This window comes from Candidatus Endomicrobiellum trichonymphae (assembly GCF_002355835.1).
Lineage (GTDB): Bacteria > Elusimicrobiota > Endomicrobiia > Endomicrobiales > Endomicrobiaceae > Endomicrobiellum > Endomicrobiellum trichonymphae.
On sequence record NZ_AP017459.1, the window covers coordinates 303958 to 319013 of the forward strand.

Sequence of the window (15056 nt, forward strand, 5' to 3'; positions counted from 1 at the left end):
ATATTGTGAAAATATATTTTGACTGCTGCTTGTTTTTATCCCCCCCCCCCCCCCCGCCGTTTTGCAGCATGATTGGATTCATAGGATTAAACACATAATGAGAAAATGGATAAAATTTATTATTGTGCCATTAGGCTTTTTGATTTTTATTGGGGCGTTGATGTTGCTTCACGATCAGCTGAAAGATTTGAGTTACGTTGATATTATAAACGCATTGAAAGCAATACCGGCATTAAGAATTACAATAGCTTTATTTTTGTCTTTATCGTATTATCTGATTTTTGGCGGGTATGATGTTATCGCATTTAAGTATATAGGCTTAAAAGTTCCATTAAGTCTCAAAGACATTTTATTCACATGTTTTATAAGTAATGTTTTAGGAAGCAATACTGGCTATTCAATGCTTTTTGGCGGATCAATACGATACAGACTTTACTCAGTGTACAACGTGCCAATAGTTGACGTTACAAAGATTATTATTTTTTCTTCAATAACAATCTGGCTCGGTTTTTTAACGGTTGGCGGACTTATTTTTACTTTTGCGCCTGTTTCTCTAGAAAGAATGTTTAGTTTTACTACTAGAACAATAGGTCTGTTTTTCATCGCTGTTCTGGTTTTGTATATTTTTTTAAGCATACTACGTTCAAGACCGATAAAAATATTTAAATGGAATGTAGCTTTTCCAAATATCAAAATTGTTTCTTCGCAGATTTTGCTTGCCACATACGACTGGCTTATCGCATCGCTTATTCTTTACATTCTTATGCCTTCTGGAGAAATATCTTACTTTGTTTTGCTTAAAGCTTTTCTTGTATCGCAGCTTTTGGGAATTATAAGTCAGGTGCCGGGCGGCATAGGGGTTTTTGAAACTGCCATTTCAAAGCTGCTTCCAAATTCCGCAGGCAACCCCGGAGTTATCGGAGGCTTGCTTGCCTACAGGGCAATATTTTATTTCTTCCCGTTTTTAATAGCGCTTGCTCTTTTAGGTATTTTTGAGATTATGATGTTTATAAAGAAATTTAACGGGAAAGCGAAGATTTTCGGAAAGACTATTTCTTCGGTTATAATTCGGGTTATAGCGCTGTCGTCATTTTTTGCCGGTATGATTGTGATGTTTTCTACATCTACGCCTTTTGATGTAGTGCAGTTAAAGTTTGTCATAAATATTCTTCCTGCATGGTTTGCCAATTTATCGCATTTTCTATTGAGCATTACGGCAATAGGGTTGCTTTTTGTTTCAAAAACTTTACAGCTTAGAGTTAAAAGTGCGTGGAGTACTGCCTGTATTTTGATAAGTTTTATGATTGTTCTTGTACTTGTGGTAGGCGAGCCGCCTTTAGTGCTTTTGTATCTTATAGCGTTGTTGCTCTCTCTTTTATTTTCTAAAAAATATTTTTATAGGGATATGTCGATATTGAATACGGCGTTCAACGCGTGGTGGTTTAGCGCCATTGCAGTGGGGGGTATTTTATCGGTATGGATAGGATTCTTTGTAAATAGGCAGGATACTTTTTCTTGGGTACATTTGGGCGTATTTTTTAAAAATATTTTAAGTACTACGGATGCCGCAAGATTTTTAAGGGCAAGTCTGGGTATGGGAATTATAATCTTTATAGCTGTTTTGGAGCAGATATCAAGAAATTTATTTAAGAAACCTGTCTCATTTACAAAGCGCGATATAAAAAATATAGTTGACTCTTCGGATTACACATATTCGTTTAATGCGCTTGCTTCCGATAAAAGTTATATTGTAAACGATGAAAAAGACGCATTTATTATGTATGCAAAATCAAAAGGTAGTTTGATTGCTTTGGGGGACCCTATAGGAAAATCCGAGCGCAGAAACGAACTTTTATGGCAATTTAAAGAAATTGCGGACAACGCTTTGGCAAAGCCCGCTTTTATCGGAGTAGATCATAAATACATGCAGATTTATGACGATATAGGACTTGATACTTTTAATATAGGACAAGAAGCAAGAGTTCCGTTAATAACTTTTGATAAAAGAGACAATCGTTTTGAATATTTCTGCAGTTTGGAAAAAGATATAGAAGATTCAGGATTTAAATATCAAATAATGAATGCCGGGCAGTTTGGGCAGTACAAAGAGATATTTGCAAAGATAAACGAAGAGTGGGAAAAAAATACTAACTATCTTGAGAGAAATTTCATACCGGGGAAATACGACGAATCTTATATGAACGATATGGACTTTGGGATATTGGAAAAAGCCGGTAAAATTTATGCTTTTTCCATTATTATAAAAACTAAAAACAAGTGTGAGTTGTCTTCCGAAGTTGTAAGATATATAAAGTGTGATCATAATGTTTTTGCTTATGTTGTGTTTAAAAATATTTTGTGGGCTAAACAAAATGAATACGATTGGTTTAATTTGGGGTTTGCGTATTCTCCGGCAGTAAATAGTGATGGCGGAGTGATAAGGCATTTTGCAAAAATGTTTATGTTTGCCGAACATTTTGATTATAATCTTGTATTTTTGAGAAAATTTAAAGATAAGTTTTATCCTGTATGGCGTAACAAATATATTGCAGTGAGTCCGGATAAGTATATCGTTACTTTTATTAAGAATTTTACGACTCTTATTTCTCCTCTTAGAATGGTTGACGAAAAACATTTGTTCAGAAGGTTCTTTAAAAGATGAAAACGTGGAATATTTTTTATCAAAACGTCTCTCAGAACGGCTTTGTTATACCCGGAGATAAAATTATTTTGTCAGTGTCGGGTGGTATGGATTCCATGTGTATGTTACATTTGTTTTGGCGTCTTGCCAAAAAAATGGATATTGTTTTTTTAGCGGTAAATTTCAACCATAATTTAAGAAAAGAATCCGTAAAAGAAGCGGAAATCGTCAAGAATTTGTCAGCTGAATTCGGAATAGACTGTCTTCTTGAGGAAATAGGTGTAAAAGAGTATTCCAAAAAGTATTCTCTTTCGGTTGAGACAGCCGGGCGTAACTTGAGATATTTAACTCTTGAGAGAATTTCAAAAAAATATAAGTGCAATAAAATCGCCACTGCACATAACGCAAACGATAATGCCGAAACCGTACTTATGCGACTTTTGAGAGGGAGCGGAAATTTTGCTGGCATACCGCAAAAAAGAAAAATAAATAGAAATATTGTCGTAATCCGCCCGCTGCTTCCGGTTAAAAGAAAATTTATTGAAGAATATGTTAGAAATCATAAGCTTCCATTTTGCACTGATAAATCTAATTTTTCAGATATATATACAAGGAATAAAATAAGGCTGTCGCTTATGCCTGTTTTTGAAAAAATAAACCCTATGGCTGTGGAACATATTTTTGCTTTAAGTTGCATACAGTCTCGGGAAAATGCGTATCTAGAAGAAGTTTCGGCTAAGTTTTTGAAAAAGTGTGTAAAGAAGCAAAAGAATCAGATTTTACTTGATTTAAAGACGTTTTTACGGTATAATAAAACAATACAATTTAGAATTCTAAAAAACCTGTTGCCACAAAAGAAATATAATTCACATATTAATCTAATAATGCGTAAAATTGTGTTGTCAGACACGTCTGTTTATAGACTCTCTGCCGTCTGGATTTTTAAGATAAAGTCGGACAAAGCTTGTTTTATAAGAAATTAGATTAGAATTAATTAAAATCAGATATATATATGCGGACGTTATTTTTTCCGAGAAAAGTAAAAAAGAGAATCTCTGAATTTGCTTTGCGGAATATCTGTCTGTTTTGAAAGATAAAGAAATTCCGCTTATTTCGATTTATTTTAAATGTCAGTGTTTTTGAGTGCGATTGTTTGGAGACGCGTGGTTATTTTGTCGCAGGGCGCGGTTTGGATTGCGGCGGATTTTTCGGAGGATTGCCTTTACACAGGAAAATTAAAAGGAGTTTTTTAAATGAAGAAGAGCAATCCATGGTTTGTATTTTTCTGGATAACACTGTTAGTTATTGTACTTATGTTTATAAATTTTGCTAGGCAGGGAGGGAATGAAGTCGAGCTTGAATATTCCCAGTTTAAACAACATATAAAGGCGGGAAGCGTATTTAAAGTTTTGGTCGCTCCCGGACTTATCAGAGGACAATTCAGAGACGGTGACGGAGTTTTTAAAAGATTTAAAACCGTTCCTATGGATGATCCAAATCTTGTAAAAGATATGGAAGACAATAAAGTGCTTGAATTTTCAGCTACGGAAAAGAGTGGGTGGCTTGGATCTTTACTGTTAAATTGGGGCCCCGTAGTTCTTTTAATTTTGTTCTGTTTTTGGATGATGCGCGGTATGTCTATGGGGAACAAGCAGGCTATGTCTTTTGGTAAAACAAAAGCAAAACTTGCTGTCGGTGCTTCAAAAAAGATTACTTTTAAAGATGTTGCGGGTTGCGATGAGGCAAAAGAAGAACTTCAAGAGCTGATAGAGTTTTTAAAAGATCCGGCAAGGTTCCAAAAACTTGGCGGAAAAATTCCTAAAGGTGTTTTGCTTTTCGGTTCTCCGGGAACAGGAAAAACGCTGCTTGCAAAAGCTGTTGCAGGCGAAGCCAATGTTCCGTTTTTCTCTTCAAGCGGTTCGGAATTTGTCGAGATGTTTGTAGGTGTTGGCGCTTCAAGAGTAAGAGATCTCTTTGATCATGGCAGAAAATCTGCTCCGTGTTTGTTGTTTATAGATGAAATAGACGCCGTGGGCAGACACAGATTTGCGGGTATAGGCGGCGGACATGATGAAAGGGAACAGACATTAAACCAGCTTCTTGTTGAAATGGATGGTTTCGATAGCAAAGAGGGCGTGATTCTGATTGCTGCAACAAATAGACCGGATGTTTTAGATCCTGCGCTTTTAAGACCGGGAAGATTTGACAGACAGGTTATTATTCTAAGCCCTGATCTTAAAGATAGAGAAGAGATACTCGGTGTGCATTCAAAAAAAATAAGACTTGATAACGACGTAAATTTAAATGTAATCGCAAGAAGAACTCCTGGATTTGTCGGTGCGGATCTTGCAAATCTTGTAAACGAGGCGGCTCTTCTTGCGGCAAGAAATAGCCAAAACGCCGTGAATATGAAAAATATGGAAGAAGCAATAGACAGAATTCTTGCTGGACCTCAGAGGAAATCGCGTTTGATGTCTGATAAAGAAAAGAATATTATTGCTTATCATGAAGCGGGACATACTCTTGTTGCAAAATTTTTGCCGTCGGCAGATCCTGTGCATAAAGTTTCTATAATTCCACGTGGTCCTGCTTTGGGATATACGTTGCAGCTTCCGGAAGAAGATAAATATTTAACTTCAAAATCTGAGCTCCTGGATAAACTTTCAATATTGTTTGGCGGACGTGTTGCTGAAGAGCTTGTGTTCTCCGAGATTACTACGGGAGCGCAAAACGATATATCTAAAGCGACGGAAATTGCCATGAGAATGGTTACTGAGTTTGGCATGAGTGATAAAATAGGACCTATGGCTCTTCAGAGGCCTAATGAAGAAGTGTTTTTAGGAAGAGATATTTCAAGAGATGCAAGGCATTCAGGAAAAACTTCTGAACTTATAGACGAAGAAGTTAAAAATATTATATACAGTTCAAAAAGCAGGGCTTCTAAAATTATTAAAGACAATGTGAGTATCTTAAATAAAATTGTAAGCTATCTTCTGGAAAGAGAAAACTTAAGTGGTGAAGATATAGATAAAATAATAAAAGGTGAGGAATTAGCGCCTTTATCTGAAAGCAGTTCTGTTGATGAGGAAACTAAAAAAAAATCTACTGTTGAAAAAAAGGTTATAAATGAAAAAGTTATAACCAGCTGACTTGACTGTGAAACATTGCCGGCATTAATCTTAGTTGTCTGAAAGTGGGAAAAGTACTAGTGCAAATATTTAATTTTGATGAAAAAAAGGCACAAAGAGCCGTAAAACTTTTACTTGAATCTTTTGGTGAAGATTTAAACAGAGAAGGTATAAAACGTACGCCTGAAAGAGTTGCGGAGTTTTATAAGGAAGTATTATCTGGAAATAAAATTGATCCTTTAAAATTTATTCCAGTGCATTATGCGACAGAAGACCATGAGGAGATAGTTTTAGTTAAAGATATTACTTTTTATTCTCTGTGCGAACATCATTTGCTCCCTTTTTTCGGTAAAATGCACATAGCGTATATACCTAAAAAAGACAGGATAATCGGAGTATCAAAACTTATAAAACTTGTTGAAATTTTTGCAAATAGACTCCAGCTTCAGGAAAGACTTACAAAACAGCTTGCAGATATAGTAATGAAGTTTGTAAAGCCGCATGGAGTTATGGTAGTTGTTGAAGCAGAACATTTGTGTATGACGATGAGAGGCGTAAAAAAAGCAGGTTCAAAAATAATTACTTCCGCCATGCGTGGCATATTTTTGAAAGACGTAAGAACACGCTCAGAAGCGATGTCTCTATTAAGATGATAGACAAGTGAAAATAACTGAGATTAACGGCGCTGCAAAAAATTGACATTACTGAATGCAAATCATGCAATAAATAAGGTTTATATATATCACAGCGAAAACGAAATAGACAAAATAAATATCAATACCGAGATGGTTTGTTAATACGCATATATAAACATTATAGGTAAGATTACTAAGTTTTTCCCATATTTATAGTTATTAAACTAAGCGATAGTATGATGGTGATTGCTTATTGTATGACTTTTTAAATGCTTTGGTGGCAGAGATGGAACACTGTGGACAAAATAACAAGCAGTCTCTCCATATTTAACAGTGTGTATAAAACCGTTTATAGCAGTAAGTTGCAAAAAAATCTGTCATTGAGAAGTTGTTTATCTGCTTTGGCAGTCTGTGTGGTGTGTAAATAAATGATTATAAGAAAAGCAATTGTTAGTAACTTTAATGACGCTTTAAGACTTGTAAAAAACACCGGGAGCAGCAGCGTTGTTAACGAACTTCTTGCAAAAAAAGGAGTTTTCAATGCGATAGTTATTGAAAAAATAGATAATAGAGCAGCAAATATTTTAAAACAGGAAACTATTTCTGTCGGAGCTTCTGTTGCATTAAACGAAAATGTCAGTAGATTTAAAAAAGGCATATCCAATACAGTTTTATTTGCTACCGTAAATCAAATTGAGAAGTTGATAAAGAAGCTTCGCTTACAACCGTTTAGATTGAAAGAAATTGCTTTAAAACTTGAAAATATAGTAAACAAAAAAAAAGTTTTCAAATATAGAGAAAGATATATGGATTTGTCAAATCCGGTTGTTATGGGTATTGTAAATGTAGATCCCAATTCTTTTTCCGGTGACGGACTTACAGATCCTAATGAAGCGCTTAAACAGGCGGTTGAATTTGAAAGGTTTGGTGCGGGAATAATAGATATAGGCGCCGAATCTTCAAGACCGGGAACAAAACTTATTGATGCAAAAACAGAAATAAAGAGGCTAATTCCTGCTCTTAAAAGAATAAGGAAAAATGTTAAGATTCCCGTTTCGGTAGATACTTATAAGTATGAGACTGTGAAAGCAGCTCTTGATGAAGGCGCGGATATAATAAATGATATTTTTGCTTTAAGGAAAGGTAGAGAAAGATCAGCAAAGCTTATTGCGGATGCGAAAGCCGGAGTGATACTTATGCATATGAAAGGCATACCTAAAAATATGCAGACATCTCCGGAATATAAAAACTGTACATCGGAAGTTTACGGATTTCTTGCGCAGCAAAAAGAATATGCAGTTGGTTTTGATATAGAAGAGGAACGTATTGCAGTTGACCCTGGTCCAGGTTTTGGAAAAACAGTAGAACATAGTGTTGAGTTAATAAAGAATATTGGCGTTTTCTCAACGCTTGGTGCTGTTGTGGGAGCGGTGTCAAGAAAAAGATTTATAAAAGCGCTTGCAGGTGAAGATAGAACGTCGTTTATTGCTGCAAATTTTCTTGCGGGGTTTTGTGGCGCAGATATTATAAGAGCACACGATGTAAAAGAGACAGTAAACGTTTTGAAAATGGCTGAGACTTTTCGGAGAATGTAATGGAAACTATGTTAAATATTTACAATACATACATAGTCAACATTCTTGATATCTTTATACTTGCAATAGTATTTTATAGAGTTGTTCTTATTATAAAAGGAACAATGGCAATACAAATTATTGTTGGTATATTGTTTATTTTAGGTTTTACAATAGTTGCAGAATATGTTTTGTATCTAAGAGTGTTGTCATGGCTTTTAAGTAGGTTATGGGTTACTGCAGTTGTTATCTTTGCCGTAATATTTCAGACGGAAATCCGTAGTGTTTTAGCTCGGCTTGGCGGGCAACTTTGGGGTTTGAAAGCTAAAGTAAAGGATTCTTATATAATTGAAATTGTCGAAGCTGTTGAAGATTTAAGTGTGTCTATGTCAGGTGGACTTATAGCAATAGAAAAAGAGATAGGTTTAAAAAACTTTGCAGAAACTGGAATACCTTTGAATGCAGATATTTCAAAAGAACTGTTACTTTCAATTTTTAAAAATAAATCGGCTCCTCTGCATGACGGAGCTATAATAATATTTAAGGATAAAATTTCAGCTGCAGGGTGTTTGCTTCCTTTAAATAACGATGCAGGTGTGGAAATATTAGGCACAAGGCACAGATCGGCACTTGGTTTAAGCGAAGTGACGGATGCAGTTATAATTGTTGTTTCTGAAGAGACGGGACGGATATCTGTTGCTTATAAAGGGGAATTAAGTTTTAATATATCGTCCGCAGAACTTAGAAAAATAATTAGTATAAACGGCGAGGCTGAAGTCAAAATGAAGAGATTATATATCAAAATGAGAGAGAATTGGCAGCTTAAATTGCTTGCTTTATGTCTTGCAATTTTTGTCTGGTTATATGTGGTTGGATATAAGTGAAATGAAATTATTTGGAACTGATGGCATAAGAGGCGATTCATTTAAATTTCCGTTTGATAATATTACTCTTGGGATTATTGGCAAATCAATAGCCGAAACTTTGGTCAGTAAAAAAGATATCCTAGTTATACGCGATACTAGAGAGTCCGGAAAAAGAATACAAAAAGAATTAGCCAAAGGAATTTTAAGTGCGGGGGTAACGCCGGTTTTTGGCGGCATTATGCCTACGCCTGCTGCATCTTTTCTTATGCAGAGCGGAAAATATTCGGCGGCTGTTGTGATTTCGGCAAGTCATAATCCGTATATGGATAACGGAATAAAAATTTTTAATTCAAAAGGGCTAAAAATTGGGGATTTTGTAGAAACAGAAATTGAAAAAAAAGTAAATAAATATCTTGGTTTAAAAGTTGTTGTTTCAGTCAAAAAAATAAAAGTAGTGGAGAATTCTGAACTCTTAAAATTTTACAAAGAGTTTATTGTGAGAAATTTTACCGGAAGCGATCTCAAAGGGAAAACTATAGTTATAGATTGCGCAAACGGTGCTTCTTATAAATGTGCTCCTTATGTTCTAAGGAAGCTTGGGGCAAGAGTTATCGCGTTAAATGTTAAGCCAAACGGTAAAAACATAAATTTAAATTGTGGTGCTCTCCAGCCTGAATATGCCGTAAAAATAGTAAAAGAACTTAAAGCGTTCTGCGGATTTGCTTTTGACGGTGATGCCGACAGATTAGTGTGTATTGATGAAAACGGTATTGTAAGAGACGGTGATTATTTCCTTGCTTCGATGGCATGCTGGCTGAAAAGTAAAAAAAATCTTAAAAACAATATTTTAGTTGCTACAGTTATGACAAACATAGGGTTTTTGCAGGCTATGAAAAGAGAAAAGATTAAAATAGTATCCGCAAAAGTCGGTGACAGATACGTTATATCCGATATGAAAAAATATAAAGCGGTGCTTGGTGGAGAACAGTCGGGACATTTTATATTTAAAGATATTTTGGCTACAGGCGATGGACTGTTGAGCGCAGTTATGCTTCTTACAGCATTAAGCGACAAAAACAAAACAATGTTGGAATTTATGAACGTAATTGAAAAATTCCCGCAGGTGTTTATAAACAAAAAAGTTTCTGTGAGAATTCCCGTTGAAAAACTTTCAGAATCTTATAAACTTATTAAAAGTTATGAGAGATCTCTCGGTACAGATGGGCGTATACTCGTAAGATATTCAGGCACGGAAAACCTTTTGAGGGTTATGGTTGAGGGAAAAGAGATAAAAGAAATTAAAACAATTGCGAAAAATATAGCGGACAGTATTGAAAAAGAGATTAAATATTATGAATGACGTTTTTTACTTTTTCCTTGTATGGTTTGCGTCTGCCTGATAAAACAGACAAAACCGTCGGCAGAGAAAGGTCGGCTATCTCAGTGTTTGGGTATTACAATGTTGCCTTTACTCTGATTTTTCAGTCTTTCCTAAGAGTCATGTTAAAAAGGACGAAGGGAAACTTATCGAGTATTGATGTCGTTGAGGACAAACGGCAAAGGGAAATAAATACCATAATAGCACGCTATGCGGGCAGGGGTGAATGTTGTTTATATATAGAGATTTAAAACAGAATGTGGATTGGGATAAAGTATTAAAAAGTGCAAAAAACAGGAGTAAAAGGCGTATATGAGCATAAAATTGACGAGTGGAGAAAACTTTTTGACGAAGCAGTTAACGAGCTAAATTACCGTATAAGAGTAACATCTTTTCGGGAAAGCGCAGACAACAAAATGTCGTCTGGCGAGATTTATATCTTAAGAGTTGTTAATGACAGTAGTGGAGGAGGTTATTTCGGATAAAATGGTAAAACTTGGTGTAAATATCGATCATATAGCAACAATAAGGCAGGCAAGAAAAGAAGATTTTCCTTCTGTAATTAAAGCTGCAGCAATATGCGAAAAAAGCGGAGCAGATGGTATAACCGTGCATTTAAGGGAAGACAGGAGACATATTCAGGATGAAGACGTTTACGATTTAAGGAAGTCGCTTAAAATAAAACTGAATCTTGAAATGGCTGCGAGCGAAGAAATAGTTAAAATAGCTTTAGATGTAAAACCGGATTTTGTATGTATGGTTCCAGAAAAGAGGCAGGAACTTACTACAGAAGGCGGTCTTGACGTTAAAGCCCATAAAAGTAAACTTGCAAGTATTGTTGCAAGGCTTCAAAAAGCGGGAATTATCGTAAGTGTGTTTATTGATGCGAATACGGAGCAGGTGCTGGCGTGCAGCGAGATAAAAGCCGATTCAATAGAACTTCATACAGGTAAATATGCAAAGTTTTTTAAAGAAAATGGAACGGATTCTTCTGAATTTAAAGAAGAAATGGAAAGACTTTCTGAAGCATCGCGTAAAGCGGTGAAAAAAGGGCTTATATTAAATGCCGGTCATGGACTGGATTATGATAATGTAGAACGAATCTGCAATATCCCGGGCATGAACGAGTTTAATATAGGTTTTTCAATCATTGCAGAATCGGTATTTGCAGGTCTTGAAACGGCTGTCAGAAATATGAAAGAACTTATTAGCAAGGACTGAAATATGTGCGGAATTTTTGGATATATAGGTAAAAAAAATGCTGTAGATATAATATTTAAGGGTTTGGAAAAGCTTGAATACAGAGGATATGATTCCGCCGGTATTGCTGTTGTTATTGACAAAGAACTGTGTATAAGAAGAAGTGTTGGAAAACTGTGCAATCTTGGGTTAAGCCTTAAAGAGAATCCTATTAGTGCAAATATAGGCATAGGGCACACCCGTTGGGCTACACACGGAAGCCCGTCTAAAGAAAACGCTCATCCGCATACGGATACTGCAAAAACTGTTGTTATTGTGCATAACGGAATAATAGAAAATTATGTTGAGTTAAAAGCCGAACTCCAAAAAGACGGGTATGAATTTAAATCTGAAACTGATACGGAAGTAATAGCGCATCTTATAAAAAAATATTGTAAAGGTAATCTGTTTTGTGCCGTTCAAAAAACCTTAAGCAGAGTCAAAGGTTCTTATGCGCTTGGAATAGTCTCTAAAGACGAGTATGACAAAATAATATGCGCAAGAAAAGATGCGTCTCTAATTATAGGCGTCGGTGTCGGTGAGAACTTTATGGCTTCTGATATTCCGGCGCTGCTTCCTTATACGCGCGATATGATTTTTCTTGAAAACGGAGATATTGCAGAAATTACTGCAGAGAAAGTAGTTGTAAAAAACATCAAAGGCGATATAATAAACAGAGAAATAAAAAACATACGATGGGATACAGTACAAGCTGAGAAAGACGGCTATAAGCATTTTATGTTAAAAGAGATATTTGAACAACCTCGTACAATCGAAGATACTTTTCGTGGAAGAATTTATCCTGATGAAGGAAGAGTTTATATCGAAGAAGTTAAACTTAAAGAAGAATACATTAAAAATATATCAAATATTTATATCGTAGCTTGCGGAACATCGTATCATTCTGGGCTTGTATCAAAATTTTTATTTGAAAGTTTTGCAAAAATACCGACAGAAGTTGATATCGCTTCCGAGTTCAGATACAGAGATGTTATTTTAGATGAAAAAACTTTAGTTGTGGTTATTTCGCAGTCTGGCGAGACTGCGGATACTTTGGCAGCTTTAAGACTTGCAAAAAGTAAAGGTTGTCAAACTCTGGCGGTATGTAATGTCGTAGGTTCAAGTATTAGTCGCGAAGCTATGTATGTGATTTATACGCATTGCGGTCCTGAAATAGGAGTTGCCTCTACAAAAGCTTTTACGGGGCAGGTTACTGCTCTATATGTACTTGCTTTGGATTGGGCATATAAAAGAGAGGCGCTTACAATCAAAGAATTGAAAAAATATTTAAAAGAGTTATGGGAAATTCCTTTAAAAATCAACGAGTTTTTGAAAAATGCCGAGTCCGTTCATGATATTGCAAAGGTTTTTGCAAATAAAAGGGATTTTTTATATCTGGGAAGACACATAAATTATCCTGTGGCGTTGGAGGGTGCATTAAAAATTAAAGAAATTTCATATATACACGCTGAAGGCTATGCCGCCGGCGAGATGAAACACGGACCGATAGCTTTGATTGATAAATCTATGCCGATAGTTGCAATAGTCATTAAAGGCAGAATATATGAAAAAATAATTTCAAATATAGAGGAAGCGAAAGCCAGAGGCGGGACTATTATAGCGGTGGCAGATCAATCTGATAAAGAAATTGGAAATAAAAGCAATTATGTGATTTATGTTCCTGAGACTGATGAGTTTGTGTCGCCGCTTATGACTGTAATTCCGCTGCAACTTTTAGCTTATTACATTTCGCTCATTCTCGGTTGTGATGTAGATCAGCCTAGAAATCTTGCTAAGTCCGTCACAGTCGAATGATTTTGATTTTTCTTTTTTATCTTTTTTTGAGATTGCGACGCTGAAAAGTATGATGTATCTATCATTTTGAAAAGGCAAAGCCTTTGAATAATCCAGTTTTTTGTTTGTAATCTGCTGTCAAGTTTTTACCGTTTTATTTATGAGTAATATTAGTTTTTTTCTTAGCGGTTTAGTAGAATCTGTGAAACAGATATTTTGGTTGTAAAGTCCGACAATAATATAGATTATTAAGCAATGAATATTTGTTAATTTATCATAGGGAAAGAAAATATTAAAAAAGAAGTTGTAACCGCTGTAAACTTGTTTGCTGTGTTTAACAATGACTGTTGTATTGGGTATGTTAAATGAATGTAGGGATTGATATTGAAGAAGTTGAAAGATTTGTTAAGTATGTAAGAGACAAAAAATTTTTGGAACGTATTTTTGCAAAGGAAGAAATATCTTACTCTATTCCAAGAAAAAATGCTGCTCAGTATTTGGCGGCGCGTTTTGCGGCAAAGGAAGCCGTTTGGAAAGCGTTAAGCACGAGGAATAAAAAATTTACTATTGCAGATATTTCGGTTAGAAATACTAAGGACGGAAAACCTCAGGTCTATATTAAAAATAAAAAATATAAAAGAATAGACATATCGCTGTCGCATACTGATAAGTATGTTGCAGCTGTTGCGATTGCCTTTTGAAAATACTATGAAAGAAAAAGAAATTAGAAGTTTTGCTTCAAAATTAAAAAGGAAACCTGACAGTTATAAATATAACTATGGTCATGTTTTGGTAATAGCAGGTTCTAATACTATGCCCGGTTCCGGCATATTGTGCTGTTTGGGAGCATTGCGCTCTGGATCGGGACTTGTAACTTACGCTGTTAGAGATAATTTTTTAGATCAGGCATGTGCAATATCAAAACCTGAAGTAATGTTTTTTGTATATAGAACGGCGACGGATATTCTTGATTTTATTAAATCCAGAAAAGTTACGTCAATTGTAATAGGTCCGGGATTAAAAGCTGATAACAGCGTATTATGCAAATTTATTAAAGAAATTATTTATGCTGTTAACATACCGGTTATCTTAGATGCTTCCGGACTTGCCTGCTTTAATGGCATCGCAGGTGAACTTAAAACGACAAATGCTAAGCTTATAATAACGCCGCATTTGGGCGAATTTTCTAAACTTTTAAATATACAAAGCGCTGTAATAGAAAATGATAGGAAAAAGATAGTTGCAGATTTTGCAGAAGTAAATTCTCTTATTTGCGTTCTAAAAGGCAGCAATACTTTTGTATCTTGCGGTAAAAAAAATTATAAAAATAATACCGGCACTCCGGCAATGGCAACCGCGGGAAGCGGTGATGTATTGAGCGGAATAATATCTTCTTTTGTAAATGTTACGGATGATGTATTCGAAGCTGTAACATTTGCGGTTTTTATTCATGGACTTGCAGGTGAGATTGCCGAGAAAGATAAAGGTATGACGGGCGTTATTGCAAGCGATATTGCGGAAAATATTTGTTATGCAATAAAGCAGATAATGATGAAAAGATAGATAAACTTAGATGGATTTTTGTTTAAAAGACTCCAAGATGGCAAGTTCTCTTTTGTATTTTCCCGAATATTGTTATTGGGTATCCGTTTTTCTGAATATTTTTTGTAGTTAATTATATTGTGAGATAGAAATGACTTTAGAGCGTGGAATTATCGAAATAAGAAGACATATACATAAAAATCCTGACTAATAAAAGAAAAAAATTATTTGAAAAGAGTACAAGCTATATAATAACATC

General features: G+C 35.2%; 12 protein-coding genes. All 12 read left to right on the plus strand.

Features of this window, described 5'->3' with window-relative positions; genetic code table 11:
• The first annotated feature begins 97 nt into the window (after nucleotides 1-97).
• The 12 genes from RSTT_RS01520 to RSTT_RS01580 all read left to right on the plus strand — a co-directional run bounded on the left by RSTT_RS01520 (nucleotide 98) and on the right by RSTT_RS01580 (nucleotide 14818).
• Nucleotides 98-2662 (plus strand): phosphatidylglycerol lysyltransferase domain-containing protein, encoded by a 2565-nt coding sequence (locus RSTT_RS01520; protein ID WP_096525425.1) that lies wholly within the window; start codon nucleotides 98-100, stop codon nucleotides 2660-2662.
• Nucleotides 2659-3624 (plus strand): tRNA lysidine(34) synthetase TilS, encoded by a 966-nt coding sequence (gene tilS / locus RSTT_RS01525; RefSeq protein WP_096525426.1) that lies wholly within the window; start codon nucleotides 2659-2661, stop codon nucleotides 3622-3624. Before RSTT_RS01520 ends, tilS begins: the two co-directional genes overlap by 4 nt.
• 270 nt (nucleotides 3625-3894) lie before the next feature.
• The gene (gene ftsH, locus RSTT_RS01530; RefSeq protein WP_096525427.1) at nucleotides 3895-5790 is read left to right on the plus strand and encodes an ATP-dependent zinc metalloprotease FtsH; all 1896 of its coding nucleotides are present in this window, start codon (nucleotides 3895-3897) and stop codon (nucleotides 5788-5790) included.
• 65 nt (nucleotides 5791-5855) lie between these two features.
• Entirely contained in the window at nucleotides 5856-6422 is a 567-nt protein-coding gene (gene folE / locus RSTT_RS01535; protein WP_096526003.1) for a GTP cyclohydrolase I FolE, read from the plus strand.
• A gap of 410 nt (nucleotides 6423-6832) precedes the next feature.
• Nucleotides 6833-7999, plus strand: coding sequence for a dihydropteroate synthase (gene folP / locus RSTT_RS01540; protein WP_096525428.1), 1167 nt, complete (start codon nucleotides 6833-6835; stop codon nucleotides 7997-7999).
• Nucleotides 7999-8862, plus strand: a complete 864-nt coding sequence (gene cdaA, locus RSTT_RS01545) for a diadenylate cyclase CdaA (protein WP_096525429.1) — start codon at nucleotides 7999-8001, stop codon at nucleotides 8860-8862. The genes folP and cdaA overlap by 1 nt, the downstream gene beginning before the upstream one ends.
• Nucleotide 8863: 1 nt before the next feature.
• A complete protein-coding gene (locus RSTT_RS01550) occupies nucleotides 8864-10204 on the plus strand; it encodes a phosphohexomutase domain-containing protein (RefSeq protein WP_172412811.1) in 1341 nt (446 codons plus the stop codon).
• A gap of 302 nt (nucleotides 10205-10506) precedes the next feature.
• The gene (locus tag RSTT_RS01560; RefSeq protein ID WP_095558698.1) at nucleotides 10507-10707 is read left to right on the plus strand and encodes a hypothetical protein; all 201 of its coding nucleotides are present in this window, start codon (nucleotides 10507-10509) and stop codon (nucleotides 10705-10707) included.
• 1 nt (nucleotide 10708) lies between these two features.
• The gene (locus RSTT_RS01565) at nucleotides 10709-11443 is read left to right on the plus strand and encodes a pyridoxine 5'-phosphate synthase (protein WP_015423222.1); all 735 of its coding nucleotides are present in this window, start codon (nucleotides 10709-10711) and stop codon (nucleotides 11441-11443) included.
• A 3-nt stretch (nucleotides 11444-11446) separates the two neighbouring features.
• Nucleotides 11447-13276 carry a glutamine--fructose-6-phosphate transaminase (isomerizing) gene (glmS, locus tag RSTT_RS01570; RefSeq protein WP_096525432.1) on the plus strand — a complete coding sequence of 610 codons (1830 nt, stop codon included), beginning with the start codon at nucleotides 11447-11449 and terminating at the stop codon, nucleotides 13274-13276.
• A gap of 344 nt (nucleotides 13277-13620) precedes the next feature.
• The gene (gene acpS, locus RSTT_RS01575; protein WP_096525433.1) at nucleotides 13621-13956 is read left to right on the plus strand and encodes a holo-ACP synthase; all 336 of its coding nucleotides are present in this window, start codon (nucleotides 13621-13623) and stop codon (nucleotides 13954-13956) included.
• Nucleotides 13946-14818 (plus strand): NAD(P)H-hydrate dehydratase, encoded by an 873-nt coding sequence (locus RSTT_RS01580; RefSeq protein ID WP_172412812.1) that lies wholly within the window; start codon nucleotides 13946-13948, stop codon nucleotides 14816-14818. The genes acpS and RSTT_RS01580 overlap by 11 nt, the downstream gene beginning before the upstream one ends.
• The last annotated feature ends 238 nt before the right edge of the window (nucleotides 14819-15056 follow it).